This is a genomic window from Kitasatospora sp. CB02891, assembly GCF_002803145.1.
Lineage (GTDB): Bacteria > Actinomycetota > Actinomycetes > Streptomycetales > Streptomycetaceae > Kitasatospora > Kitasatospora griseola.
Genome location: NZ_NNBO01000007.1, coordinates 200,255 through 225,294 on the forward strand (window position 1 = coordinate 200,255; position 25,040 = coordinate 225,294).

The window sequence follows — 25,040 nt, forward strand, 5'->3', positions numbered from 1 at the left end:
ATTCAGGGAAACGTTTTTTCAGCTGTTCGAGGGCCGCTGCCGGGACAGCTGACGGGGGCATGCGCGGCCGCTCATCGGGCGCTCAGTGGCGGACGGTCTGCGGCATCGCCAGCGGGACCTGGACCAGTCGGTTGCGGGAGCGGCCGAGCAGCTCTTCGCGCTCGTCCTCCGTCATGCCGCCCCAGACCCCGTAGGGCTCGCGGACGGCGAGGGCGTGGGCCGCGCACTGGGCGCGTACCGGGCAGCGCATGCAGACCTCCTTGGCGCTCGCCTCGCGGGAGGTCCGGGCCGCGCCGCGTTCGCCCTCGGGGTGGAAGAACAGCGAGCTGTCGACGCCGCGGCAGGCGGCGGAGAGCTGCCAGTCCCAGAGGTCTGCGTTGGGGCCGGGGAGGCGGGAGAAATCTGCCATGGCTCATTCCCTTCGAGGGTACGGGACCTGGCGGCCCGGACGGGCTTGCTCCGGCGAGGCTGCACGGGACCGATACGGACACCTGGAAATATGACTTACACCCAACTACACGGACAAGTCACCCACAGTCCGACACAACAGTCAATGACCTAACGGAAGCTATAAAAACGGACAAACGGTGCAATAGGTTTTGAGTCGCGCCACTCCCCGATCGGAGGCTCGACGGGGCGCGGGCCGCGGTCGGAAGGCGTGCGCGGCGCGGACACCGCGCGCGAGCTGCACAAAAGTGCGGCGTGTGCACCGCGAGGTGGCTCTTGTGTGATGGGTCGGCCACGTACAGTGGTGGAGATGGACCTGAGCCGTAACTCATTCGAGTGACGGTCGTTGGATGTACGGAGGCGGTCAGCAGGCGCAGGACATCGGGATCGGTCGCGGAGCGAGGCGATCGGAACGGGGTCCGTCCCGGCGGCCGTGTCGGAGAGGTTCGTACCAGCCAGGAGGCTCAACGTGACGCGGATCAGCTGCGGAGGACGGTCATGACATCCGTACTCGTCTGCGACGATTCCCCGCTCGCCCGGGAGGCACTGCGCCGTGCGGTGGCGACCGTGCCCGGCGTGGACCGGGTGACCACTGCGACGAACGGTGAGGAGGTCCTCCGCCGCTGGGTGGCCGACCGTTCCGATCTCGTTCTGATGGACGTTCGGATGCCCGGGCTCGGCGGGGTGGAGACGGTCCGCCGACTGCTCTCGGCCGACCCGGGCGCCCGGATCATCATGCTCACCGTGGCCGAGGACCTGGACGGCGTGGCCCTCGCGGTCGCCGCCGGGGCCCGCGGCTACCTGCACAAGGACGCCTCGCGCGCCGAGCTGCGGGCCACCGTCACCCAGGCGCTGGCCGACCCGACCTGGCGCCTGGCGCCGCGCCGGCTGCGCAGCCCGGACATGGGCGCCGCACCGACTCTGACGGCCCGTGAGATCCAGGTGCTGGAGGGGATGAGCCACGGCCGCAGCAACGCGGAGATCGGCCGCGAGCTGTTCCTGTCCGAGGACACCGTGAAGACGCACGCCAGGCGGCTGTTCAAGAAGCTCGGCGCCTCGGACCGCGCGCACGCGGTGGCGCTGGGCTTCCGCTGGGGCCTGGTCCGCTGAGCGGGTGCGGGGACAACTGCGTTCGCTCGGACGTGTGACGTTGTGGTCCCGAGGCTGCACCATGGAGTAGTGGAGCACCTCGGGGACCAGCGGACAGGCAGGGGAGGCGGCACGGTGCACCCGGCGACGCATAACGTTCCGATGCACAAGTCCGGACGCGGTGCCGCGTTTTCCGGTCCGACCAGGCACCATGGACCGATGCATGACGACGAGGAGGCCGCCGGCACCGAACCGGCGCAGCCCGCCCCCGGGGGTGCGGCTGCCGCTCCGTCGTCGGCGCCGGAGGGCCGGGCGGCGGGATCCGACGGTGCGTCGGATGCGGGCGCCCGTCCGCAGGTCGCGGGTGCCACCTCGCCGGAGGAGGCCGCGCTGGTCGCGGCCGCGGTGCGCGGGGACGGCCCGGCGATCGAGGCGCTGCTCGGGTACGTGCTGCCGCTGGCGCTGCGGTACTGCCGGGGGCGGTTGGTCCGGCTGCCCGGCGGGGCCCGGCACCACGTGGACGACGTGGCGCAGGAGGTGTGCGTCGCCGTGCTGTGCGCGCTGCCCCGCTACCGGGACACCGGCCGCCCGTTCGAGGCCTTCGTGTACGGGATCGCCGCGCACAAGATCGCCGATCTGCAGCGGGCCGCGATGCGCGGGCCCGGTTCGACGGTGATCCCGCCGGACGACCTGCCGGAGACGCCGGACGACTCGCTCGGCCCCGAGGAGCGGGCGCTGCTGTCCAGCGACGCCGCGTGGATCAAGGAGCTGCTGTCCAACCTGCCGGCCCGGCAGCGCGAGCTGGTGCTGCTGCGGGTGGCGGACGGGCTGTCGGCGGAGGAGACCGGCGAGGTGCTCGGCATGTCGCCGGGCGCGGTGCGGGTGGCCCAGCACCGGGCGCTGTCGCGGCTGCGGGCGCTGGCGGAGGAGTCCGGCTAGCCGGTCCGGCCGGGGGGAAGAAGCGCGGGGGCGCGCGCGTTGTCAAGAGGGCGCGACGACACACCCCGCGGCACCAGTACCATGGGGTATCGGCGCCTGGTCGGGTCGCCAAAGTTTCTCCGGTGTGCGCGGTCCTCGGTTGGAGGATCGACCGAACGCCGGGCGTCCTTGGCGGCCGAGAGAGCCCTGGCGCCCGTGCGCAGAACGACGGCCCGCCACGGAAGGTTCCCCATGTCTTACAACGCCGCCGGCGTACCCGAGAAGTTCGCGATGCTCGGACTCACGTACGACGACGTCCTGCTGCTGCCCGGGGCTTCCGAGGTGCTCCCCAACCAGGTCGACACCTCCTCGCGGATCTCCCGGAACGTGCGGGTCAACATCCCGCTGCTGTCGGCGGCGATGGACAAGGTCACCGAGTCGCGGATGGCGATCGCGATGGCCCGGCAGGGCGGCGTCGGCGTCCTGCACCGCAACCTGTCGATCGAGGACCAGGTCAACCAGGTCGACCTGGTGAAGCGCTCCGAGTCCGGCATGGTGACCGACCCGATCACGGTCGGCCCGGAGGCCACGCTGGCCGAGGCCGACGCGCTGTGCGCCCGGTTCCGGATCTCCGGCGTCCCGGTCGCGAGCCCGGACGGCAAGCTGCTGGGCATCGTCACCAACCGTGACATGGCCTTCGAGACCGACCGCAGCCGCAAGGTCGCCGAGATCATGACGCCGATGCCGCTGATCACCGGCAAGGTCGGGATCTCCGGCGAGGACGCGATCGCGCTGCTGCGCCGCCACAAGATCGAGAAGCTGCCGCTGGTCGACGACGAGGGCCGGATCAAGGGCCTGATCACCGTCAAGGACTTCGTCAAGGCGGAGAAGTACCCGAACGCCGCGAAGGACGCCGAGGGCCGTCTGCTGGTCGGCGCCGCCGTCGGCGCCTCCGCGGAGGCGTTCGACCGGGCCCAGGCGCTGGTCGGCGCGGGCGTGGACTTCCTCGTGGTGGACACCTCGCACGGCCACTCGCACAACGCGCTGGCCTGGATCTCGAAGATCAAGTCCGCCGTGTCGGTCGACGTGGTCGGCGGCAACGTCGCCACCCGGGACGGCGCGCAGGCGCTGATCGACGCGGGCGTGGACGGCGTGAAGGTCGGCGTCGGCCCGGGCTCGATCTGCACCACCCGCGTGGTCGCCGGCGTCGGCGTGCCGCAGGTCACCGCGATCTACGAGGCCGCGCAGGCCTGTCAGAGCGCGGGCGTCCCGATCATCGGCGACGGCGGCCTGCAGTACTCCGGTGACATCGGCAAGGCGCTGTGCGCCGGCGCCGACACCGTGATGCTGGGCTCGCTGCTGGCCGGCTGCGAGGAGTCGCCGGGCGAGCTGCTGTTCATCAACGGCAAGCAGTACAAGTCGTACCGCGGCATGGGCTCGCTGGGCGCGATGCAGACCCGCGGCCAGGCGAAGTCCTTCTCCAAGGACCGCTACTTCCAGGCCGAGGTGTCCTCGGACGAGAAGCTGATCGCCGAGGGCATCGAGGGCCAGGTGCCGTACCGCGGCCCGCTGTCCGCGGTGCTGTTCCAGCTGGTCGGCGGCCTGCGGCAGACCATGGGCTACGTCGGCGCCGGGTCGGTCGACGAGATGCAGACCAAGGGCCGGTTCGTCCGGATCACCTCGGCGGGCCTCAAGGAGAGCCACCCGCACGACATCCAGATGACGGTCGAGGCGCCGAACTACACCTCGCGCTAAGGGTTCCGGGGAGCCGCCCGGATCGCAGTCCACGCTGCAGTCCGGGCGGTTTCCGCTGTTCGGTGCGCCCCTGACGGGGCGGCCGGGGCGGTACGGGATACTTGGGTGGCGACCGGGGTGACCCGGTCGGGAGATGGAAAGCAGCAGAAGGGCTCGAAGTGACTGAGATCGAGATCGGGCGAGGCAAGCGCGGCCGCCGGGCGTACTCCTTCGACGACATCGCCGTCGTCCCCAGCCGCCGTACGCGTGACCCGAAGGAGGTCTCGATCGCTTGGCAGATCGACGCCTACCGGTTCGAGCTGCCGTTCCTGGCGGCGCCGATGGACAGCGTGGTGTCGCCGCAGCAGGCGATCGCGATCGGGCAGCTGGGCGGCCTGGGCGTGCTGAACCTGGAAGGCCTGTGGACGCGGTACGAGGACCCGCAGCCGCTGCTGGAGGAGATCGCGTCGATCTCCGACGAGGCGGACGCGACCCGTCGCCTGCAGGAGGTGTACGCCGCGCCGATCAAGGCCGAGCTGATCAAGGAGCGGATCAAGGAGGTCCGTGACTCGGGCGTGGTCACCGCCGCGGCGCTGTCGCCGCAGCGCACCGCCGAGTTCTCCAAGGCCGTGGTGGACGCCGGCGTCGACGTGTTCGTGATCCGCGGCACCACGGTGTCCGCCGAGCACGTGTCGGGCGCGGCCGAGCCGCTGAACCTGAAGCAGTTCATCTACGAGCTGGACGTCCCGGTGATCGTCGGCGGCTGCGCCACCTACACCGCCGCGCTGCACCTGATGCGCACCGGTGCGGCCGGCGTGCTGGTCGGCTTCGGCGGCGGCGCCGCGCACACCACCCGCAACGTGCTGGGCATCCAGGTGCCGATGGCGACCGCGGTGGCGGACGTCGCGGCGGCCCGCCGGGACTACATGGACGAGTCCGGCGGCCGCTACGTGCACGTCATCGCGGACGGCGGCGTCGGCTACAGCGGCGACATCCCGAAGGCCGTCGCCTGCGGCGCCGACGCGGTGATGATCGGCGCCGCGCTGGCCCGTGCCACCGACGCGCCCGGCCAGGGCTACCACTGGGGCATGGAGGCCGTCCACGAGGAGCTGCCGCGCGGCAAGCGGGTGCACCTGGGCACCGTCGGCTCCACCGAGCAGATCCTGGCCGGCCCGTCGCACACCCCCGACGGCACCATGAACCTGTTCGGCGCGCTGCGCCGGGCGATGGCCACCACCGGCTACACCGAGCTGAAGGAGTTCCAGCGGGTCGAGGTCACGGTCAACTCCGGCCACTGATCCCGATCAGCGGAAAGGGCCCCTGCCGTACTCGGCGGGGGCCCTTCCTGGTGGTCCGTCAGGAATCTCCGAACTTCTTGGCGGCGCTGGCGCCGAAGAACGCACCGAGTCCCAGGAACAGCACCGACAGGAGGTCGAAGTCGGCCTTCCAGCCTTCGAACAGCAGGTCGAAGTGCTCGGTGAAGCAGGGTGATCAGGGCAGCGACCGGCGGCAGCGCCCGGTGCGCGCCGCCGACCTTGCCGACCGCGAAGCCGACGGCGGCGCCGATGCCGATCGCCAGGACGGAGAACTCGCGCTCCATGGCCTTGACGATGAAGCCGTAGAGCAGGGCGGCGGCCAGTGCCGCACCGACGCCGGCCAGGACCGCCAGCGGCACGTTCTTGACGACCGGGACCGTCGGCGCCACCGGCGGGGCGGCGGTGCCGCCCCACGCCTGCTCGGCGGGCGCGGGCGGGGGGAGCGGGACGCCGCCGGGCGGGGGCGGGGTCTGCGGCGGGGCGGCGTACGGGTTGGGCGCGGCAGGGGCCTGCGGCGGGCCGGCGTACGGGTTGGTGGGCTCGGGTGTGGTCATGTGGGCTTCCCCCGTGGCGATGATGTGAAGAGCGCGCAGAGGTTAGCAGGGCATAAGGACGATTGGACAGCGCTATTCGCACGGCGGTACGGGCAGGTCGGGAGCGGTCGTTTTCGGTCGGCGGACCGGTGCGGAAGTGACACGAGGGGCGCACGGGGCGCGAGCCGGGTGGGGGTGGGTGGCCGGGCGGGGCGGCGGCAGGGGATGATGGTCCCCCGGCGTGCGACCGCCGCCCGCGGCGGCCCGACATGCCGTCAGGTCCCGGCCGGGCGACCGGCGAGGGCCGCAACACCATGGGGAGAGCGCACCGATGACGCAGCCGCAGGAACCGACCGGCCGACTGCTGGCGGACCGCTACCGGCTGGGCGAGGTGCTCGGCCGGGGCGGCATGGGCACCGTGTGGCGGGCCGAGGACGAGATGCTCGGCCGGATCGTCGCGGTGAAGGAGCTCCGGATGACCGGGGCCGTCGACGAGGCCGAGAAGCACCGGCTGATCGTCCGCACCCTGCGCGAGGCCAAGGCCACCGCCCGGATCCGGCACACCGCCGCCGTCACCGTCTTCGACGTGGTCGAGGAGGACGACCGGCCGTGGATCGTGATGGAGCTCGTCGACGGCCGCTCGCTGGCCGACGTGGTCCGCGAGGACGGCGTGCTGACGCCGGAGCGGGCCGCCGCGATCGGGCTGGATCTGCTCGGTGTGCTCGGCGCCGCGCACAGCCAGGGCGTGCTGCACCGCGACGTGAAGCCGTCCAACGTGCTGATCGGCGAGGACGGGCGCACCGTGCTCACCGACTTCGGCATCGCCAGCGTCGAGGGCGACACCTCGATCACCTCCACCGGCATGCTGGTCGGCGCGCCCTCGTACATCGCGCCCGAGCGGGCCCGCGGGCAGCGGCCCGGCCCGCCGTCCGACCTGTGGTCGCTCGGCGGCACCCTGTACGCGATGGTCGAGGGCGTCCCGCCGTACGACCGGGGCTCCGCGCTGGCCACGCTGACCGCCGTGATGACCGAGGAACTGCCGCCGCCCCCGCACGCCGGGCCGCTGCTGCCGGTCATCGAGGGCCTGCTGGAGAAGGACCCCGCGAAGCGGATGGGCGCGGACGAGGCCCGCGAGCTGCTGCAGCGGATCGTCGCCGGGAAGGCGCTCCCCGACTCGAAGCGCGCCGCCGCCGGGAGGCCGGCCGAGCCGGTCGCCGCGGAGACCGCGACCCGGGCGCTGCCCGCGGACCCCGCCGCCGGCGCGGACACCGCGGTGGTGCAGCGCGCCGGCGCGTCCCGGCGGCGCACCCTGCTGACCGTCGCCGCGGTGGTCGCGGTGCTGGCGCTGGTCGCCGCGCTGGTGGTGCTGTGGCCCGCCGAGAAGGGCAACGGGGCGAACGCCGCGGACGGCGGCGGCAGCACCGCGGCGCCCGTGCAGCCGTCCCCGTCCGCCTCGCCGTCCGCGAGTCCGAGCCCGAGCCCGAGCGCCGGCGCGTCGGCGGGCACCGGGGAGCAGCCCGGGCCGACCCTGACGCCCGGTCAGGTGCCGGACGGGTACCGGGTGTACAAGGACCCGTCGGGCTTCAGCATCACGCTGCCGGACTGGATGTCCGACAAGGGCGCGGACTACCGCTCCACCAGCCGGCAGTTCGAGGGCAACGGGCTGCGGCTGGTGGTCGACTGGCAGTCGCCCGCCGGGGACAGCGCGCTCAAGGACTGGCAGGCGTCCGACCGCTCCGCGACGATGAAGGACTACCGCCGGATCCGGGTCGAATCCGTGGCCTACCGGGGCTGGAGCAACGCCGCCGACTGGGAGTGGACGTACTCCGGCAAGACCGGCACCCTGCTGCACTCGCTGAACCGCGGCTTCGTCACCGGCGACGGCAAGTACGGCTACGCGATCTACTGGACCATGCCGGAAGCCGTGTGGTCCGCGCCGGACGGTTCGCTCGCCCGGCGGATCTCCTTCGAGAGCTTCCAGCCCGCGCCGTAGGCCCGCCCGCCGGAGCGGGAGCCTCCGGCGGGGAGGAGCAGGGGAGTTGAAAGGCCGCACCGAAAGGTGGCGGGTGCGGCTCGGGGCCGTAGGCTGGCGGCACTACGGCGTGAGGAACAGGCATGCGAGCGGCCCCTGGACAGGTGGTGGCCGGACGGTACCGGGTGACGGACCGTCCGGACGACGGTGTCGGTGTGCCCGCGGTGGACGGGTCCAGCGGCGCCCGGGTGCGGCTGTTCGGCCTGGAACTGCCCGACCTGGTCGCGCCCGACCGGGCGATGGACCCCGCCGCGCCCGCCTACGGGCAGCTGCTGACCGCCCGGGTGGCGCAGGTCGCGGCCGCCGCCCCCGCCCACCCGCGGCTGCTGCGCGGACTCGCCGCCGGACCCGAGGGCGAACTGCTGTGGGTCGCCGAGGAGTCGGTCTCCGGAGTGCCGCTGGAACGGCTGATGGACGACGGACCGCTGTCGCCGTACCGGGTCGCCGAGATCGGTGCCGACCTGGCCGGGGCGCTGCGGGCCGTGCACGACACCGGCCTCACCCACGGCAACGTCACCGCCCGCACCGTGCTGGTCTGCGAGGACGGCGCGGCGATGCTCGGCGGCCTGCTGCTCGGCGCCGCCGAGGAGGAACTGTGCGCGGCGCTCGGCGGCGAAGTGCCGCGCCGGGTGTACGAGACCCGCGCGCTCATGCTCGGACCGCTCGCCGAGCGCTGGGCGATCGACGCGGGCGCGCCCGCCGACACCTGGGCCCTCGGCGTCCTGCTGTACCGCCTGCTCACCGGCCACGGCCCGTACCCCGAGCACGACCTGCCGACGCTGCTGGCCGCCGTCCGGGACGGCCGCCACCACCGCACCGACGGGTGCGGACCGCTGCGGCCCCTGGTGGAGCGGCTGCTGCGCCCGGACGCCGAGGCCCGGCCCGACGCGGTCGCCGTCCAGCAGGAGCTGCGCGAGCTGCTGGCGTTCGCCCCCGAGCCGTACCCGGACGGGCCGACCGCCCCGCCGCTGCCGGCGCCCCGCACCGAGACCGGGCCGCCGGCCGTCCGCCCGCGCGGCGCCCGCCCGCGCAAGCGCCCGCCGACGTCCCGTCAGAAGGCCGCGCCCGCCGGGCGTCCGCCGCGGATTCCCGCCCGGATGCTCGGTCCGCTGGTGCTGGCGGCCGTGCTGGTGCTGATGGCGGCGGCGGTCGCCGGGATCGTTCTGGTCGCTGGCTGAATGCGGCCGGTCACCGTGCGATTCGCAACCCGGGGTGTGATTCCCGCGCGGCCCCGCGCAGCCTAGGCTTGCCTTCGAACCGTCGGTGCGAGCAGGCACACGAGGTGCCACGACCTCGTCCGACCGACGGTGGGGGGTCAGAAGGGGGGACGGTCATGGGCGGGCAGGACCAGTCGACAGGCCGTCTGCTGGCCGGGCGGTACGCGCTCGGCGAGCGCCTGGGGCGCGGCGGGATGGGGACCGTCTGGCGGGCCAGGGACGAAATGCTGGACCGGGAGGTCGCCGTCAAGGAACTGACGGTCAGCCATCTCTCGGAGGAGGACCTGGAGATCCTCCAGTCCCGGATGAAGCGCGAGGCCCGGGCCGCCGCCCGGATCAAGCACCCGGGCGTCATCACCATCCACGACGTGCTCGAACAGGACGGCCGGCCGTGGATCGTGATGGAGCTCGTCGACGGCCGCGCGCTGTCCGAAGTGATCAGCCAGGACGGCACCCTGACGCCGCGTGAGGCCGCCGACGTCGGCCTCCAGGTGCTCGCCGCCCTGCACCGCGGCCACCAGCTCGGGGTGCTGCACCGGGACGTCAAGCCCGCCAACGTGCTGCTCGAACACGGCAGCGGACGGGTCGTCCTGCTCGACTTCGGCATCGCCAAGTTCGAGGGCGCGATGGAGATCACCCGCCCCGGCGACCTGGTCGGCTCGCCCGACTACCTGGCGCCCGAACGCGCCCAGGGCCAGCGGCCCGGACCGGCCTCCGACCTGTGGGCGCTCGGCGCGACGCTGTTCCACGCCGTCGAGGGCCAGTCGCCGTTCCGCCGCGACAGCCCGCTCGGCACCCTCACCGCCGTCGTCGACGAGCCGCTGCCGGAGTCCCGGCGGGCGGCCGCCCTCGGGCCGGTGCTGGCCGCGCTGATGGCCAAGGACCCGGCGGAGCGGCCCGGGGCCGACGAGGCCGCGAGGATGCTCCGCGAGGTCGCCGCCGGACACACCGTCAGCATGCGCGTCCCGCAGCAGGCCGGCGAGGACCGGCTGCCCACCCAGCAGGTGCCGGTGGCCGACCGGGTCGAACCGGACGAGGCGCCCGCCGAGGCGGAGCCGGCGGCGGCGCCGCGGGTGCCGTCGCAGGGCGGGCCGGCGGAGACCGCGACCCCGCCCCCGGCCGCCCGCGGCGGCCGGAGGCGATGGCCGCTGCTGGCACTGGCGGCCGTCCTGGTGCTGGCCGCGGCCGGCGGCGGCGGGTACTACGCCACCCACCGCCACCAGCAGCAGGCCGGCGGCGGCGGGACGACGCCGTCCGCCGCCGAACCCGGGCAGGGGCCCGCGCCCGCCGGCTACACCTGGCAGGACGACCCGGCGGGGTTCCGCTTCCCGCTGCCCACCGACGGCACCTGGGTGCGCAGCGAGAGCGGCACGCAGATCCTCTACTCGCCCGACGAGCGCGACCACTACCTGCAGTTCGCGGTGACGGTCGGTCAGCCGCTGGCGCCGCAGGAGCACCTGCTGCAGCTGGAGGCCTCGCTCAGCCGGAGCCTGAAGGACTTCCAGACCAGCAGCCTGGCCGCCGCGCGGATCAACGACCAGGAAGGCGCGGTGTGGGAGTTCAGCTTCACCGGGTCGGGCGGGCGACGGCACGCGAAGGAAGTGGAGTTCCGGCGCAGTGACGGGACGTCGTACATCGTGTACGTGTCGGGGCCGGAGAAGGACTGGACGCAGAGCCTGCGGCGCTTCACCACGGTGTTGAACAACTTCGTGCCGACCAAGTGACGTGACGGAGGGCGCGCCCCCGGATTGTTGTTACCGCCGGGTACACAAGCGGGCGTCGAGCGCCTAGGCTGCCCGCATGACGGAGAGTGCGAGCCAGGGTCGGCGCAATCCTTCGGCGAAGGGTGCGGCGCGTACGGTTGCTTCGGCGGTGCCGGCGGCGGTGGTCGCGCGGTTGGCGAAGGGGGTCACGGCGTCCGGGGCGGACGTCGTGGAGACCGTCGCGCCGCTGACCGGCGAGGCGCTGGCGACGCTGCCGGTGTCGGGGACGGCGGACGTGGAGCGGGCCTTCGCCGAGGCGCGGCGGGCGCAGCCCGGGTGGGCGGCGCTGTCGGTGCGGCACCGGGCGGGTGTGCTGCTGCGGTTCCACGATCTGCTGCTGCGGCGGCAGGACGAGGTGCTGGACCTGATCCAGGCGGAGACCGGCAAGGCCCGGCTGCACGCCTTCGAGGAGGTCATGGCGGTCGCGTCGGCGGCCCGGCACTACGGCCGGACGGCGGCGTCGTACCTGCGGGACCGCCGTCGCGGGGGCGCGGTGCCGGGGCTGACCAGTGCCGTGGAGGCGCGTCGGCCGAAGGGCGTGGTCGGGCAGATCTCGCCGTGGAACTACCCGCTGGAGCTGTCCGTCGGCGACGCGCTGCCGGCGCTGGTCGCGGGCAACGCGGTGGTGAACAAGCCGGACACCCAGACGGCGCTGACCGCGCTGTGGGCGCGGGAGCTGTTCGTCGAGGCGGGGCTGCCGCCGCAGGTGTGGCAGATCGTGCTGGGCGACGGCCCGGTGGTGGGCCCGGAGGTGGTGGAGCGCGCCGACTACGTGGCGTTCACCGGCTCCACCCGCACGGGTCGGGAGGTGGCCCGGCGGGCCGCCGAGCGGCTGGTCGGGGCCTCGCTGGAGCTGGGCGGCAAGAACGCCATGCTGGTGCTGTCCGACGCAGACCTGGACAAGGCGGCGGCGGGCGCGGTGCGGGCCTGCTTCTCGTCCGCCGGGCAGCTGTGCATCTCGATCGAGCGGCTGTACGTGCACCGGTCGGTGGCGGACGCGTTCCTGGCGAAGTTCGCCGAGAGGACCTCCGCGCTGCGCCTCGGCGGCGGCCTGGCGTACGGCGCGGACATGGGCTCGCTGGTGTCGGGCCGTCAGCTGGAGACGGTGACCCGGCACGTCGACGAGGCGGTGAAGGCCGGGGCGACGGTGGTGGCCGGCGGGCAGGCCCGGCCGGACCTCGGGCCGCTGTTCTTCGAGCCGACCATCCTGGACGGCGTCACCCCCGACATGGCGGTGTGCACGGAGGAGACCTTCGGCCCGGTGGTGTCGATCTACCGGTTCGACACCGAGGACGAGGCGGTCGCCGCCGCCAACGCCACCCCGTACGGCCTGAACTCCAGCGTGTGGACGAAGGACACCGGCCGGGGCCGCCGGATCGCGGCCCGGCTGCGCACCGGCACCGTCAACGTGAACGAGGCGTACGCCGCCGCGTACGGGTCGGTCGCGTCGCCGATGGGCGGCATGGGCGACTCCGGACTGGGCCGGCGGCACGGCGCGGAGGGCATCCTGCGCTACACCGAGGCGCAGACCATCGCCGTGCAGCGGCTGCTGCCGATCGGGCCGTCGATGGGCCTGGACGACCGGAAGTTCGCCGAGCTGTTCACCGCCGGCCTGAAGGTCATGAAGGCGTTCCGTCTGAAGTAGCAGGGCCGTTGATCGAGGAGGGGCAGTGTCGTTCGACTACGACGTCGTGGTGGTCGGTTCGGGCTTCGGCGGTTCGGTCGCCGCGCTGCGGCTGACCGAGAAGGGCTACCGGGTCGCCGTCCTGGAGGCCGGGCGCCGGTTCGGCCGCGACGAACTGCCCAGCACCTCCTGGGACACCCGCGACTACCTGTGGGCGCCCGCGGTCGGCCTGTACGGCATCCAGCGCATCCACCTGCTGCGCAACGTGCTGATCCTGGCCGGGGCGGGCGTCGGCGGCGGCTCGCTGAACTACGCCAACACGCTGTACGTGCCGCCCAGGCCGTTCTTCGAGGACCGGCAGTGGCGGCACATCACCGACTGGCAGTCCGAACTCGCCCCGTTCTACGACCAGGCGCAGCGGATGCTCGGCGTCCGGACCAATCCGACGATGACGCCCTCGGACGTGCACCTGAAGGCCGCCGCCGAGGCGATGGGCTGCGGCGACACCTTCCACCTGGCCCCCGTCGGGGTGTTCTTCGGCGACGGGCAGGACGGCACGGGCGAGGCCGAGGCCGCGCCCGGCGCCGAGGTCGACGACCCGTACTTCGGCGGGGCCGGCCCGAAGCGCACGGCGTGCACCGAGTGCGGCGAGTGCATGACGGGCTGCCGGCACGGCGCGAAGAACATGCTCACCGAGAACTACCTGTACCTGGCGGAGCGGGCCGGCGCCGAGATCCTGCCGCTGACCACCGTGAAGCGGCTGCGCCCGCACGGCGACGGCTACGCGGTGGACGTGCTGCCCACCGACGCCCGCACCCGGCGGGCGAAGAGGGCCGGCGCCCGCACGATCACCGCCGAGCGGGTGGTGGTCGCGGCCGGCACCTACGGCACCCAGACGCTGCTGCACCGGATGCGCGAGGGCGGGCTGCTGCCCCGGATCTCCGCCAGGCTCGGCCACCTCACCCGCACCAACTCCGAGGCGCTGGTGGGCGCGCAGACCTCCGACCGGCGCTACGGGGAGCGGCCCGACTTCACCCGCGGCGTGGCCATCACCTCGTCCGTGCACCCCGACGAGAACACCCACATCGAGCCGGTCCGCTACGGCCGCGGCTCGAACGCGATGGGCGCGCTCTCCGTCCAGCAGGTCAGCGGCGCCGGGCGGGGGCCGCGCTGGCTGCGCTACCTCGGGACGGCCGCCCGGCACCCGTGGATCTTCGCGCAGTCGATGAACCAGCACCGCTGGTCGGAGAAGACCATCATCGGACTGGTCATGCAGTCGCTGGACAACTCGCTGACGGTGTCCCTGAAGAACGGGAAGCTGACCTCCCGGCAGGGCCACGGCGCACCCAACCCGAACTACATCCCCGCCGCGGAGGAGGGGGCGCGGGCGCTGGCCGCGTCCATCAACGGCTTCCCCGGCTCGACCGTCGGCGAGATCTTCGACATCCCGCTGACCGCGCACTTCCTCGGCGGCTGCCCGATCGGCGACAGCGCCGACACCGGCGTGGTCGACCCGTACCACCGGCTGTACGGCTACCCGGGGATCAGCGTGGTCGACGGCTCCGCGGTCTCCGCCAACCTCGGCGTCAACCCGTCGCTGACGATCACCGCGCAGGCCGAGCGCGCCATGTCGATGTGGCCCAACCGCGGCGAGGCCGACCCGCGGCCCGAGCAGGGCGCCGACTACCGGGCCGTCCGGCCGGTGGCGCCCCGTCAGCCCGCCGTCCCCGAGGGGGCGTTCGGGGCGCTGCGGCTGCCGCTGCTGGCCGTGCCGAAGGTGCCGCGGAAGGCGGACTGAGGCCGATTGACATCCCCGGAGGGCCGGTGGGATAAACGGGCACCCGATCGAACCATCCCCGGGGGGACCGTCATGCCCATCTGCCCGTCCTGCGGCGCGGCCGTCGCCGGCGCCGTGGCGGCCTGCGCGAACTGCGGGCACGGCCTCGCGCTGCCGCCGCCCGCGATCGGCGAAGTGGTGGCGGACGACACCTCGACGACCGGCGGCTCCCCGTGGGGCGCCGGGCGGATCCACCCGGACCGGCAGTGGCCGACGCCGTCCCGGGGCTGGCTGACCGCCGGCCGGGTGCTGCTCGCCCCGACCGTGCTGCTGGTGCTGCTGGCCGCGCTCGGCTCCACCGTCGCGGGCCGCGACGTCGCCGGCGTGGACGACGACCCGGGGGTGCGGTGGACCAGCCACGCCTTCCAGATGTGGCTGCAACTGACGCTGACCGCGTTCGGCACGCCCTGGCGGAACGCCAACACCAGCAGCTTCGGCAGCGCCGTCGCCGCCGTCCACGTGCTGCCCTACGCGGTGGCCCTCGGCTGGCTGGCACTGCTCTGGTTCGGGCAGCGGCTCGCGGCCCGGGCCCGCGCCGCGGCCGGCGCCGCCGAGCCGACCGCGCGCGCGGCCGGCGCGCAGGCGCTGCGCACCGGCGCGCTGTCGGCGGCTGCGGCGCTCGTGCTGGGCTGGATCGCCACCGGCAGTTCGGAGAAGGAGACGCTCAGCCTCAGCATGCACATCACCACCGGCCCGGCGATGACGCCGCTCGGGGTGTCCGCGTTCCTGGCCGCGACCGTCGTGGTGCTCGCCGTGGACGGGCAGGGCGCGCTCCGGGCGGAGGCCGCGCGGCGCCGGTGGCTGGGCGGCTGGCTGCTGGCGTGGCAGCACGCGGCGCGGGTGGTCGGCGGCCTGCTGGTGCTGCTCACCGTGGTGTCGGCGGTGATGCAGGTGCTGGTCGACCGGCCGTTCCCGCAGTACGCGTTCCGGGCGCTGACGGTCAACGGCGGCGGCTACCTGTTCGGCGTGGGCAGCGGCGCCCGGGTGGTGCAGCGGTCCCTGCGCGGCAGCCGGGACGACTCCTTCGCGCTGTACGACCTGGGCGGGCACGGCTCCCAGTGGTGGCTGGCGGTGGTGCCGGTGCTGCTGGCGGCGCTGGCGCTCGGCTGGTCCGCCCACCGCGGGCGGCTGACCCGGCCGGACCGGGCCCGGCTGGCCGTGCTGTACGCGGCGCTGACCGCCGCCCTGGTGCTCGGCACCTCGATCCGGCTGAGCGACCGCACCACGCTGAAGGGCGAGGTCCACGAGACCCGGATCGACCTGGTCGGCTGGTCGCCGACCTCGGTGCTGGTCGCCGCCGCGGCCTGGGCGGTGTTCGGGGCGCTGGTGGTGCCGGCCCTGCTCGACGCGGTGCGGCGCACGCCGGCGCCGGTGTCCGTGCCGCTGCCCGAGCAGGCCTCGGACCAGCCGGAACCGACGGGCGGGCCGATGGAGGCGGAGCCGGTCGAGCTGGTCGAGTCGGTCGCCGAGCGGCGGCCGGTGGTCGGACGCGTCGACGTGCTGGACTCGCACGCCCCCTACCGGCGGCCCGACGCCGACTGAGCCCGGACCGGGCAAAGGGCCCCGCGGGGGAACGGGGCCCTTTGTCGGTCAGCACTCGGCGTCAGGGCCGCGCCGGGTGCTGGTGACGGCGCCGGGGGAGGAGCGCCGTCGGGGGAAATGGCTCGGAGCACGCCGGAGGCCGGTGAGCCTCACGGAGCGTGAGAAACGGGCCGTTCGCGCCAACGGTCCAGGACTGCGGCGGGGGTGTGCGGTGGTCCCCGTCCAGCAGTCATCGTCCTGGACGAGGGCCTTGCCGTGCAACCGATTCGACGCAAATCAGGGGGAGGCCGGAACAGGACACGGCGCCGGGGAGCGCCGGTCCCGACCGGCCGGGGTGGTGACTTTCCGTGATAGTGGCTTGCGGGGCGTACCGGGGCGTACGCCGGAGCGGGCGGTCGGCCGATGTGTGGCGGCCGGCACCGGTACCGGCCGCCACACCCCGGGTCCGCCCGGTCGCGGACGGGTTCGCTGTCCCCTGCTGACCCGACCGCGGCACCGGGGCGCGGTCCCACGGCGGGCCCGTGCCCGCCACGCGCACCCGGTGGACCGGAGAAGATCCACGCGTGGTCCGCCGTACGCCGCCGCCCGCACCTGGAGGGTGCCAGCGTCTTCGTACGGCCGCCCGGTGCAACGATTCGCCACCCGGCGCGGTCACGGGCAGCGCGGCGGGCAGTCGGGTGAAACGCTCCCGGTAGACTCGGTGGCGACACCCCTTTTGTACCGCCGCCGGAAGGCCGTCCGTGTCCTCTGTACACCCCCAGTCCCCGCCCGAGAACGACACCGTCCTGGTCGTCGACTTCGGCGCCCAGTACGCCCAGCTCATCGCCCGTCGGGTGCGTGAGGCGCGGGTCTACAGCGAGATCGTGCCGAGCTCCATGCCGGTCGCCGAGATGCTCGCCAAGAACCCGAGGGCGATCATCCTCTCCGGCGGTCCGTCGTCGGTGTACGAGGAGGGCGCACCGCAGCTCGACCGTGCGATCTTCGAGGCCGGCGTCCCGGTGTTCGGCATGTGCTACGGCTTCCAGCTGATGGCCACCGTCCTCGGCGGCACCGTCGACAACAGCGGCGCCCGTGAGTACGGCCGCACCCCGCTGACCGTCACCCGCTCCGGCTCCACCCTGTTCGAGGGCACCCCGGACAAGCACTCGGTGTGGATGTCGCACGGCGACGCCTGCTCGGCCGCGCCCGAGGGCTTCACCGTCACCGCCTCCACCGACGTGGTGCCGGTCGCCGCGTTCGAGAACGACGAGCGCAAGCTGTACGGCGTGCAGTACCACCCCGAGGTGATGCACTCCGAGCACGGCCAGCAGGTGCTGGAGCACTTCCTGTACCGCGGCGCCGGCATCGCCCCGAACTGGACCACCACCAACGTGGTCGAGGAGCAGGTCGCGCTGATCCGCGAGCAGGTCGGCGACAAGCGCGCCATCTGCGGCCTGTCCGGCGGCGTGGACTCCGCCGTCGCCGCCGCCCTGGTGCAGCGCGCCATCGGCGACCGGCTGACCTGCGTCTACGTCGACCACGGTCTGATGCGCAAGGGCGAGACCGAGCAGGTCGAGAAGGACTTCGTCGCGGCCACCGGCGTCAAGCTGGTCGTGGTCGACGCCGAGGAGCGCTTCCTGACCGCGCTGAAGGGCGTCTCCGACCCCGAGACCAAGCGCAAGATCATCGGCCGCGAGTTCATCCGGGTCTTCGAGCAGGCCCAGGCGGACATCATCGCCGACGAGGGCCCGGCCGTGGAGTTCCTGGTCCAGGGCACCCTGTACCCGGACGTGGTGGAGTCCGGCGGCGGCACCGGCACCGCCAACATCAAGTCCCACCACAACGTCGGCGGCCTGCCCGAGGACCTCGAGTTCCAGCTGGTCGAGCCGCTGCGCAAGCTGTTCAAGGACGAGGTCCGGATGGTCGGCCAGGAGCTCGGCCTGCCCGCCGAGATCGTCCAGCGCCAGCCGTTCCCCGGCCCGGGCCTCGGCATCCGGATCGTCGGCGAGGTCACCAAGGAGCGCCTGGACCTGCTCCGCGACGCCGACGCCATCGCCCGCGAGGAGCTGACCCTGGCCGGCCTCGACGCCGAGATCTGGCAGTGCCCCGTGGTGCTGCTGGCCGACGTCCGCTCGGTCGGCGTCCAGGGCGACGGCCGCACCTACGGTCACCCGATCGTGCTGCGCCCGGTCTCCTCCGAGGACGCCATGACCGCCGACTGGTCGCGCCTGCCCTACGAGGTGCTGGCGAAGATCTCCACCCGGATCACCAACGAGGTCAAGGACGTCAACCGGGTCGTGCTGGACGTCACCTCCAAGCCGCCGGGCACCATCGAGTGGGAGTGATCCCACCGGCAACCGTGTGACGCCGCCGCCGCTCCCCGACGTCAGGGGAGTGGCGGCGCCGTCATGTGCGGACGCCACCCGGCACAATCGGACCCGGCCGTGTCGGCGGTCGGCAGGCGGCGCGAGGGAGAGGGACGGCAGCGATGGCGACAGGGACGGGGACGGGAACGGTCCCGCACGAAGGGTCGGGGACGGCGGCACGGATCGGGCAGTGGAAGGCGGCGGCCTCGCGCCTCGCCCTGCTGCCGCTGCGGCTGTTCCTGGGGGTGACCTTCGTCTACGCCGGCTTCGACAAGCTCTCCGACGCGCACTACCTGGCCGGCGCCGGCGACGCCGCCTCCTTCTACTCGCAGACCCGGGCGGCCCGGGCCGGCAGCCCGATCGGCTGGACGCTCGCCCCCGCGCTGCACGCCCCCACCTTCTTCGGCCTGCTGATCGCCTTCGGCGAGCTCGCGGTCGGCCTCGGCACCCTGTTCGGACTGTGGGGCCGGATCGCCGCCCTCGGCGGCGCGCTGCTCAGCGCCACCCTCTGGCTGTCCGTCAGCTTCCACACCACCCCGTACTACCTGGGCAACGACCTGGCCTACCTGATGGCCTGGACGCCGCTGGTGCTGGCCGGCACCCCGTACCTGTCGGTGGACGGCTACCTCGCCGCCCGGGCCGCCCGGGACCGTGCCCGCGGCCTCGCCGAGGACGCGGTGCGCCGCCGCGCCCTGCTGGACGGCGGCATCGCGGCGGTCGCGCTCGGCGGCGCCGGCCTGCTGTCCGGCTCGCTCACCGCCGCCTTCGGCCGCGAGGACCTCCCGCCCGCCGCCGCGCCCGGCACCGCCGCCCCCGCCCCGCAGTCCGGCGGCCCGGCGGTGACCGTCCCCGCCGCGCAGGTCCCGGTCGGCGGCTCCGCCACCGTCAAGGACCCGGCCAGCGGCGACGCGGTGTACATCGTCCAGCCGTCCGCCGGGAAGTACACCGCGCTGTCCTCGGTCTGCACCCACTCCGGCTGCGCCGTCAACCCGCCCAAGGACGGCCAGCTGTACTGCCCCTGCCACGGCTCCAAGTTCGACGCCGCCACCGGCGCCGTGATCAACGGGCCGGCCGTCAAGCCGCTGCCCCACTACACCGTCACCAAGAACGGCGAGCAGCTCGAACTCGGGCCGCAGCAGTCCGCCTAGCCGTCCAGCGTGTGGTCGTCGTCGCGGGCCCCGCCCCGGCCGCGCCTGGAGACCGCCACCAGCGCGCCGCCGAGGCCGCCCGCGCCGAGCACGATCAGCGCCAGCGGCAGCACGAACCGGCTGTTCATCTCCCGGTCGTTCAGCGACGCCACCAGGTACAGCACGGCCAGCGCCGTGAACAGGCCGCCCGCGACCAGCGCGTACAGATCGAACTGATGCTTCCTCATCACCGCTCCACCCTGATGTCACCGATGCCCATCGTCACCGTCAGTTCCAGCGCGCCCTTCGACGGCTGCCCCTGCGGGACCTCGATCACCACGTTCTCGTTGGTGACCGGCCCGCTGTAGTCCTGGCCGTCCGGCAGGCTCACCGAGCCCACCGCGTCGCGCAGCTTCAGCCGCAGCTCGACGCCGGGCGGCACCTGCACCGTCGCGGTGCCGATGCCGACCCGCAGCTCGGTGTCGAGGACGCCGCCCTTCGGGTCCAGCGCCGACAGGTCGAGCCGGGCGTCGCCGATGCCCACCGTGTACGCCGAGTGCAGGTTGTCGTTCGCGGCGGTCCAGTGGCGGTCGCCGACCGTGCCCGCGACCGTCGTCGAGGTGCTCGCCGAGAACACCAGGCCCACCGTCAGCAGCAGCGACAGGAAGGTCAGCCCGCGGGTGCGGCCCCAGCGGGCGCTGAGCATCATCGCCAGGCCCAGCGGCAGCAGCGCCACCGCCAGCACCGTCGACCAGCGGTGGTCGCCGTGGTCGCTCGCCGCGACCGCCCAGGACGCGCCGATCGCCACCAGCACCGCCCACGCGCCCAGCCCCGAACGTCCGCGCTGCGCCCGCCGCGCGGCCTTCCACTCCTGGTGGCGGCGCAGGTTCTCGCGGCGCTGCTCCATCGCCTCGCGCTGCGCCTGCCGGCGCTGCTCGGCGGCGTCCCGGAAGTGCGCCTTCCACTCCTGTTGGCCCTGCGGCGCGGTCGTCTCCTTGCGCAGCGGGTCGCCCTCCGGCAGGTCGGTGCGCTGCCACCACGGCTGGGCGGGCGTGCCGGGCGGCGGCGTCGCGCCGTACGGGTTGCGCTCCGGGTGCCGCGGGTCCCACAGGTAGCCGGACGGGCCGGTCGGGGGCGTGTCCGCCGGGCGCTCCTCGTGCTGGGCCGCGACCCGCTCGTGCAGGTCGGCGGTGCGGGTCCGCCACTCCCGGCGCAGGTCCCGGCTCATCGCCTCCCCCCAGGTCTTCCAGTCGGCGAACGCGCCGGACGGGTCCAGCCGGTCGTACGGGCCGCCGCCCGGCTTCGGGCCGGCGCCCTCGCCGCTGCCGAACCGGCGCCGGCGCTCCGGGTCGTAGCGCAGCGCCAGGAACACCAGCGCGGCCAGCAGCAGCAGCGGGAACAGCTGGTCGCCGTCGCCCATCGAGGAGAAGAACACCCCGGTGCCGATCACCGTCAGCAGCACCGCGCCGATCGACTGGCCGTCCACCCGGCCGGTCAGCACCCGCTGCAGCTCGGTGCGGCCGCCCTCGCCGTCGGTCGCCTCGCGCGGGATCACCAGCCAGGCCAGGCCGTACAGGAAGAGTCCCAGTCCGCCGGTCAGGCCGAGCACCGCGATCACCACCCGGAACACCACCGGGTCGATGTCGAGGTAGCGGCCGAGTCCGCCGCACACGCCCGCCACCACCCGGTGCCGGGAGGAGCGGGTCAGCGCCGGGCGCGGTTCGGCGGGGGCGTCCGGTGCGTCTCCCGGGATCTGGTCGTCCGTCATGCCCCCCATCCTTCCGGCCCGCCGGGCCCCGCCCAACCGTCCTGGGCCCCGGAGCGACCCTGAACTGTCCCTGAGGCGGGCTCCGGGCCGGACCCTGATGCGCCGCCGACACCGCACCTGCGACCATCGGTGCCGTGGCAGCACCCGACACCAGAACCCCCGAGACCGCACCGACCGACCTGCCGGCCGGCGCGCCGCCGTACCGGCGGCTCTACCGCAGCCCGCACGGCGGGATCCTCGGCGGCGTCTGCCAGGGCCTGTCGGTGCACCTCGGCGTGCCCGTCACCTGGGTGCGGCTGGCGTTCATCGTGCTGTTCTTCGCGCAGGGCATCGGCACGCTGCTGTACGCCGCGTTCTGGGTGGTGGTGCCGCTCGGCATCGGCGAGGCCGCGCCCGGCGCCGCCCGGCCGAGCCTGCCCGACGTCGGCCGGCTCGGCCGCCTCGGGCGGCTGCGCGAGCTGCTGGAGCGGACCTTCCACGGCGAGGACGGCGCCCCCGGCGCCCACGCCGACCCGGCGGGCCGCCCGGCGACCGCCCCGGCCGCCACCGGGCAGCGCGGCGCCGGCCTCGGCCAGCTGTTCGCGCTGATCGGCCTGGTCATCGGCGTGATGGCGCTGCTGTCCGCGCTCGGCATCCAGACCGCCAAGCCGTACGTGTGGCCGCTGCTCGCGGTCGGCGTCGGCGTCGCCCTGGTGTGGCGGCAGGCCGACGACTCGCGCTGGCAGAACTGGTTCGGCCTGGAGCCCGGCAGCCGCAACGGCGCCTACCTGCGGGTCGGCGCGGGCGTGCTGCTGGTGGTGGCCGGCATCGTCGGCTACTTCGTGACGCAGGGCGTCGAGTCGCCGATCGCGCTGGTGGTCGAGTCCTCGCTGGCGGTGGTGGCGGGCGTGCTGGTGCTGGCCGGCCCGTCCATGCTGCGGATGTGGCAGGACCTCGGCGCGGAGCGCACCGCCCGCATCCGCGCCCAGGAGCGCGCCGAGATCGCCGCGCACGTCCACGACTCGGTGCTGCACACCCTGACGCTGATCCAGCGCCGCGCCGAGGACCCCAAGGAGGTGCTGCGCCTGGCCCGCGCCCAGGAACGCGAACTGCGCCTGTGGCTGTACCGCCCCGAGGCCGCCGCCGAGGCCGCGCCCGACACCCTCGCCGAGCACCTGCGGGAGATCGTCGCCGAGGTCGAGGACCGGCACGGCGTGCCCATCGAGCTGGTCTGCGTCGGCGACTGCCCGATGGACGAGAAGATCGCCTCGCAGATGCAGGCGGCCAGGGAAGCCATGGTGAACGCCGCCAAGTACGGTGGCGGGGGACCGGTCCAGGTCTTCGCGGAGGTGGAGGGGAGGACGGTGTCGGTGTTCGTCCGCGACCACGGCCCCGGCTTCGACCCCGACGACCTCCCCGAGGACCGCATGGGCGTACGCGAATCGATCATCGGCCGGATGCGGCGCAACGGGGGCACCGCACGGGTGCGGCCCGCGCCGGACGGCGGTACCGAGGTCGAGCTGGAGATGGAGAGGGCGGCAGATGACTGACGCAGCGGCACCCGAGAGGCGTGCCCGGGTGGTCCTGGTGGACGACCACCGGATGTTCCGCACCGGAGTGCGCGCCGAGATCGGGCGCACCGAGGAGACCGGCATCGACGTGGTCGGCGAGGCCGACGACGTGGAGTCGGCGGTCCGGGTGGTCGCCGAGACCCGGCCCGACGTGGTGCTGCTCGACGTCCACCTGCCGGGCGGCGGCGGCGTCGAGGTGCTGCGCCGCTCGGTGGGCGTGGAGGGCGTGCGCTTCCTCGCGCTGTCGGTCTCCGACGCCGCCGAGGACGTCATCGGCGTGATCCGCGGCGGCGCCCGCGGCTACGTCACCAAGACCATCACCGGCACCGACCTGGTCAACGCGATCTTCCGGATCTCCGACGGCGACGCGGTGTTCTCGCCGCGGCTGGCGGGCTTCGTGCTCGACGCGTTCGCCGCCACTGACACCCCGCCGGTCGACGAGGACCTCGACCGGCTGACCCAGCGCGAGCGCGAGGTGCTGCGGCTGATCGCGCGCGGCTACGCCTACAAGGAGATCGCCAAGCAGCTGTTCATCTCGGTGAAGACGGTGGAGAGCCACGTCTCCGCGGTGCTGCGCAAACTGCAGTTGTCGAACCGTCACGAGTTGACCCGCTGGGCCACCGCCCGCCGACTGGTCTGAACCAAGGAACGGCCCGGGGCGGGGCCCGGGGCGGTGTGCGGCTAGGATGCACGCAATTGTGTTGGGAGAGCCGGGTCGTTCGGAGGCCCGTCCAACCGACCGCCGCTCGTTGTCCGCGCCCGCCCCGCCCGATGGAGCAGCATGCCCACCACCCACACCGGCCCCGAGTCGCGAACCGACTCCCGGCAGCCCGACGGTGACCTGGGGGCGGACGGCGCCCGGACGTTCTCGCCGTGGCGCGTCACGACCTGGAACCAGCGCGTGCTGGCGCCGGTCGGCTACTGGGCGTGCACCCGTCTGCTGATCATCATGATGGTGTTCACCACGGGGGAGAACGCCCACGGCGAGGTGCACCTGCTGTACCGCAAGTGGGCCCACCTCCTGCAGAACGGGTCCTTCCCGGTCGGCGACTCGACCTGGCAGTACCCGCCCGGCGCGGGCGCGGTGATCCTCGCGCCCACCCTGGTGCCGGGCGTCAACTACGTCCAGGCCTTCATCGTGGTGACCTTCCTGGCCGACGCGGTGATCCTCGGCGCGCTGCTGCGGGCCGGCTCCCGGCCCGGCCGCAGCCTGGCCGGCGCCTGGGTGTGGGTGCTGATGCTGCCGCTGATGCAGTACATCCCGTACGCGCGCTACGACATCATCGTCACGCTGTTCGCCGTGCTGGCGCTGGTGCTGCTGCCGCGGTACAAGGCGCTCGGCGGGGCGGTGGCCGCGATCGGCGCGGCGGTCAAGGTCTGGCCGGCGTTCGCGGTCTTCGGCATGCCGTGGGGGCGCGGCCTGCGGTCGGCCGTGCTCGGCTTCGTGGCCTCGGCGGCGGCGCTGATCGGCATCATGTCGCTGCTGTTCAGCAACAGCTTCGGCTTCCTGCAGGAGCAGAGCGGGCGCGGCGTGGAGTTCGAGTCGCTGGGCGGCAGCGCGCTGCTGGCGGCCAAGCACTTCGGCTGGACCGGCAGCGTGGTCTACCAGTACGGCTCGAACGAGGTCGTCGGCCCGTACGTCGACGTGGTCGGCAGGGTGCTGGTCGGGCTCAGCGTGGTCGGCTTCTGCTGGCTGCTGCTGTGGCGGGTCCGGGCCCGGGTGTTCTCCGCGGCCACCCCGGCCGACGCGGCGCTGGCCGCGGTGCTGGTGTTCGTCACCACCAGCCGGGTGATCAGCCCGCAGTACTTCATCTGGCTGGCCGGGCTCGGCGCGGTCTGCGTGACCTTCCGCCACTCCTCGCAGCGCCTGGTGGTCGGCCTGCTGGTGGTCGCGACCGCGCTGACCACCGTCGAGTTCCCGTTCTTCTACGAGAAGGTCCTTCAAGGGCACGCGGGATTCACCGCCGTGCTGCTGCTGCGCAACCTGGTGCTGGTGGCGGCGACGGTACTGTCGTGTGTCCAGCTGTGGCGCTCCACCGTGCCGCGCGGGAAGACCGGTCGAGGCGCGTCCCGTGCCCCGGTCGACACCGCGGCCGGGACGGGCGGCTGAGCGCCCGGCGCCGCAACCCAGCCCATCTCCGGACGGACGTTCCGGAGCCGCCCCGGGCCCGCAGAATCGGGCCCCGCCTCGCTTAACG

Annotated in this window: 19 protein-coding genes and 1 pseudogene; 16 read left to right on the top strand and 4 right to left on the bottom strand. The window is 73.8% G+C overall.

What is annotated here, in order from left to right; all coding sequences use genetic code 11:
* Positions 1-82 precede the first annotated feature (82 nt).
* Positions 83-409, bottom strand: a complete 327-nt coding sequence (locus CG736_RS17965) for a WhiB family transcriptional regulator (protein ID WP_100587200.1) — start codon at positions 407-409, stop codon at positions 83-85.
* 536 nt (positions 410-945) lie between these two features.
* Between CG736_RS17965 and CG736_RS17970 the strand changes: the two genes are divergently transcribed.
* The 4 genes from CG736_RS17970 (at position 946) to CG736_RS17985 (ending at position 5,486) form a co-directional block, all read left to right on the top strand.
* A complete protein-coding gene (locus CG736_RS17970; RefSeq protein WP_014136228.1) occupies positions 946-1,557 on the top strand; it encodes a response regulator transcription factor in 612 nt (203 codons plus the stop codon).
* Positions 1,558-1,755: 198 nt separating this feature from the next.
* Positions 1,756-2,475, top strand: coding sequence for an RNA polymerase sigma factor ShbA (shbA, locus tag CG736_RS17975; RefSeq protein ID WP_100587201.1), 720 nt, complete (start codon positions 1,756-1,758; stop codon positions 2,473-2,475).
* Between the two features lie 231 nt (positions 2,476-2,706).
* Positions 2,707-4,209: an IMP dehydrogenase gene (gene guaB / locus CG736_RS17980; RefSeq protein ID WP_043914495.1), complete on the top strand. Its 1,503-nt coding sequence runs from the start codon at positions 2,707-2,709 to the stop codon at positions 4,207-4,209.
* A 158-nt stretch (positions 4,210-4,367) separates the two neighbouring features.
* Positions 4,368-5,486, top strand: a complete 1,119-nt coding sequence (locus CG736_RS17985) for a GuaB3 family IMP dehydrogenase-related protein (RefSeq protein WP_100587202.1) — start codon at positions 4,368-4,370, stop codon at positions 5,484-5,486.
* Here the strand turns inward: CG736_RS17985 and CG736_RS36290 are convergent.
* A complete protein-coding gene (locus CG736_RS36290) occupies positions 5,429-6,058 on the bottom strand; it encodes a hypothetical protein (protein WP_157815622.1) in 630 nt (209 codons plus the stop codon). The two genes, CG736_RS17985 and CG736_RS36290, sit on opposite strands and share 58 nt — an antisense overlap.
* A 310-nt stretch (positions 6,059-6,368) precedes the next feature.
* Here CG736_RS36290 and CG736_RS17995 point away from each other — a divergent pair, with 310 nt between their 5' ends.
* From CG736_RS17995 to CG736_RS37840, 9 genes and pseudogenes are all read left to right on the top strand, one after another.
* Positions 6,369-8,030, top strand: coding sequence for a serine/threonine-protein kinase (locus CG736_RS17995; RefSeq protein ID WP_100587204.1), 1,662 nt, complete (start codon positions 6,369-6,371; stop codon positions 8,028-8,030).
* A 122-nt stretch (positions 8,031-8,152) separates the two neighbouring features.
* Entirely contained in the window at positions 8,153-9,247 is a 1,095-nt protein-coding gene (locus tag CG736_RS18000; RefSeq protein WP_157815623.1) for a protein kinase, read from the top strand.
* Between the two features lie 155 nt (positions 9,248-9,402).
* Entirely contained in the window at positions 9,403-11,010 is a 1,608-nt protein-coding gene (locus CG736_RS18005) for a serine/threonine-protein kinase (protein WP_198520538.1), read from the top strand.
* Between the two features lie 76 nt (positions 11,011-11,086).
* The gene (locus tag CG736_RS18010; RefSeq protein WP_100587206.1) at positions 11,087-12,694 is read left to right on the top strand and encodes a succinic semialdehyde dehydrogenase; all 1,608 of its coding nucleotides are present in this window, start codon (positions 11,087-11,089) and stop codon (positions 12,692-12,694) included.
* A gap of 25 nt (positions 12,695-12,719) precedes the next feature.
* Complete coding sequence (locus CG736_RS18015) at positions 12,720-14,471, top strand: GMC oxidoreductase (protein WP_100587207.1); 1,752 nt, start codon at positions 12,720-12,722, stop codon at positions 14,469-14,471.
* Positions 14,472-14,543: 72 nt separating this feature from the next.
* On the top strand, positions 14,544-16,052 hold the full coding sequence (locus CG736_RS18020) for a hypothetical protein (RefSeq protein ID WP_100587208.1): 1,509 nt from the start codon (positions 14,544-14,546) through the stop codon (positions 16,050-16,052).
* A 740-nt stretch (positions 16,053-16,792) separates the two neighbouring features.
* On the top strand, positions 16,793-18,376 hold the full coding sequence (gene guaA / locus CG736_RS18025; protein ID WP_100587209.1) for a glutamine-hydrolyzing GMP synthase: 1,584 nt from the start codon (positions 16,793-16,795) through the stop codon (positions 18,374-18,376).
* A gap of 143 nt (positions 18,377-18,519) precedes the next feature.
* A pseudogene (locus tag CG736_RS37835) lies at positions 18,520-19,044 on the top strand (DoxX family membrane protein); the annotation flags it as partial.
* Between the two features lie 192 nt (positions 19,045-19,236).
* Complete coding sequence (locus CG736_RS37840; RefSeq protein WP_255419014.1) at positions 19,237-19,545, top strand: ubiquinol-cytochrome c reductase iron-sulfur subunit; 309 nt, start codon at positions 19,237-19,239, stop codon at positions 19,543-19,545.
* Here the strand turns inward: CG736_RS37840 and CG736_RS18035 are convergent.
* Both CG736_RS18035 and CG736_RS18040 read right to left on the bottom strand, forming a co-directional pair.
* A complete protein-coding gene (locus CG736_RS18035) occupies positions 19,542-19,772 on the bottom strand; it encodes a hypothetical protein (protein ID WP_100587210.1) in 231 nt (76 codons plus the stop codon). The genes CG736_RS37840 and CG736_RS18035 overlap by 4 nt on opposite strands.
* Positions 19,772-21,292 (bottom strand): PspC domain-containing protein, encoded by a 1,521-nt coding sequence (locus tag CG736_RS18040; protein ID WP_198520539.1) that lies wholly within the window; start codon positions 21,290-21,292, stop codon positions 19,772-19,774. Before CG736_RS18040 ends, CG736_RS18035 begins: the two co-directional genes overlap by 1 nt.
* Before the next feature lie 134 nt (positions 21,293-21,426).
* On the opposite strand from CG736_RS18040, the gene CG736_RS18045 reads away from it, so the two are divergent.
* The 3 genes from CG736_RS18045 to CG736_RS18055 all read left to right on the top strand — a co-directional run bounded on the left by CG736_RS18045 (position 21,427) and on the right by CG736_RS18055 (position 24,952).
* On the top strand, positions 21,427-22,821 hold the full coding sequence (locus tag CG736_RS18045) for an ATP-binding protein (protein ID WP_100587212.1): 1,395 nt from the start codon (positions 21,427-21,429) through the stop codon (positions 22,819-22,821).
* Positions 22,814-23,482: a response regulator transcription factor gene (locus CG736_RS18050; protein WP_100587213.1), complete on the top strand. Its 669-nt coding sequence runs from the start codon at positions 22,814-22,816 to the stop codon at positions 23,480-23,482. The genes CG736_RS18045 and CG736_RS18050 overlap by 8 nt, the downstream gene beginning before the upstream one ends.
* A gap of 141 nt (positions 23,483-23,623) precedes the next feature.
* Entirely contained in the window at positions 23,624-24,952 is a 1,329-nt protein-coding gene (locus CG736_RS18055) for a glycosyltransferase 87 family protein (RefSeq protein ID WP_100587214.1), read from the top strand.
* Positions 24,953-25,040: the final 88 nt, after the last annotated feature.

Bases quoted from the DNA above. Each gene is read 5' to 3' on its own strand.
- CG736_RS17965 (WP_100587200.1), bottom strand. From the start codon at position 409: ATGGCAGATTTCTCCCGCCTCCCCGGCCCCAACGCAGACCTCTGGGAC.
- CG736_RS17970 (WP_014136228.1), top strand. From the start codon at position 946: ATGACATCCGTACTCGTCTGCGACGATTCCCCGCTCGCCCGGGAGGCA.
- shbA (WP_100587201.1), top strand. From the start codon at position 1,756: ATGCATGACGACGAGGAGGCCGCCGGCACCGAACCGGCGCAGCCCGCC.
- guaB (WP_043914495.1), top strand. From the start codon at position 2,707: ATGTCTTACAACGCCGCCGGCGTACCCGAGAAGTTCGCGATGCTCGGA.
- CG736_RS36290 (WP_157815622.1), bottom strand. From the start codon at position 6,058: ATGACCACACCCGAGCCCACCAACCCGTACGCCGGCCCGCCGCAGGCC.
- CG736_RS17995 (WP_100587204.1), top strand. From the start codon at position 6,369: ATGACGCAGCCGCAGGAACCGACCGGCCGACTGCTGGCGGACCGCTAC.
- CG736_RS18000 (WP_157815623.1), top strand. From the start codon at position 8,153: ATGCGAGCGGCCCCTGGACAGGTGGTGGCCGGACGGTACCGGGTGACG.
- CG736_RS18005 (WP_198520538.1), top strand. From the start codon at position 9,403: ATGGGCGGGCAGGACCAGTCGACAGGCCGTCTGCTGGCCGGGCGGTAC.
- CG736_RS18010 (WP_100587206.1), top strand. From the start codon at position 11,087: ATGACGGAGAGTGCGAGCCAGGGTCGGCGCAATCCTTCGGCGAAGGGT.
- CG736_RS18020 (WP_100587208.1), top strand. From the start codon at position 14,544: ATGCCCATCTGCCCGTCCTGCGGCGCGGCCGTCGCCGGCGCCGTGGCG.
- CG736_RS18035 (WP_100587210.1), bottom strand. From the start codon at position 19,772: ATGAGGAAGCATCAGTTCGATCTGTACGCGCTGGTCGCGGGCGGCCTG.
- CG736_RS18040 (WP_198520539.1), bottom strand. From the start codon at position 21,292: ATGACGGACGACCAGATCCCGGGAGACGCACCGGACGCCCCCGCCGAA.
- CG736_RS18050 (WP_100587213.1), top strand. From the start codon at position 22,814: ATGACTGACGCAGCGGCACCCGAGAGGCGTGCCCGGGTGGTCCTGGTG.
- CG736_RS18055 (WP_100587214.1), top strand. From the start codon at position 23,624: ATGCCCACCACCCACACCGGCCCCGAGTCGCGAACCGACTCCCGGCAG.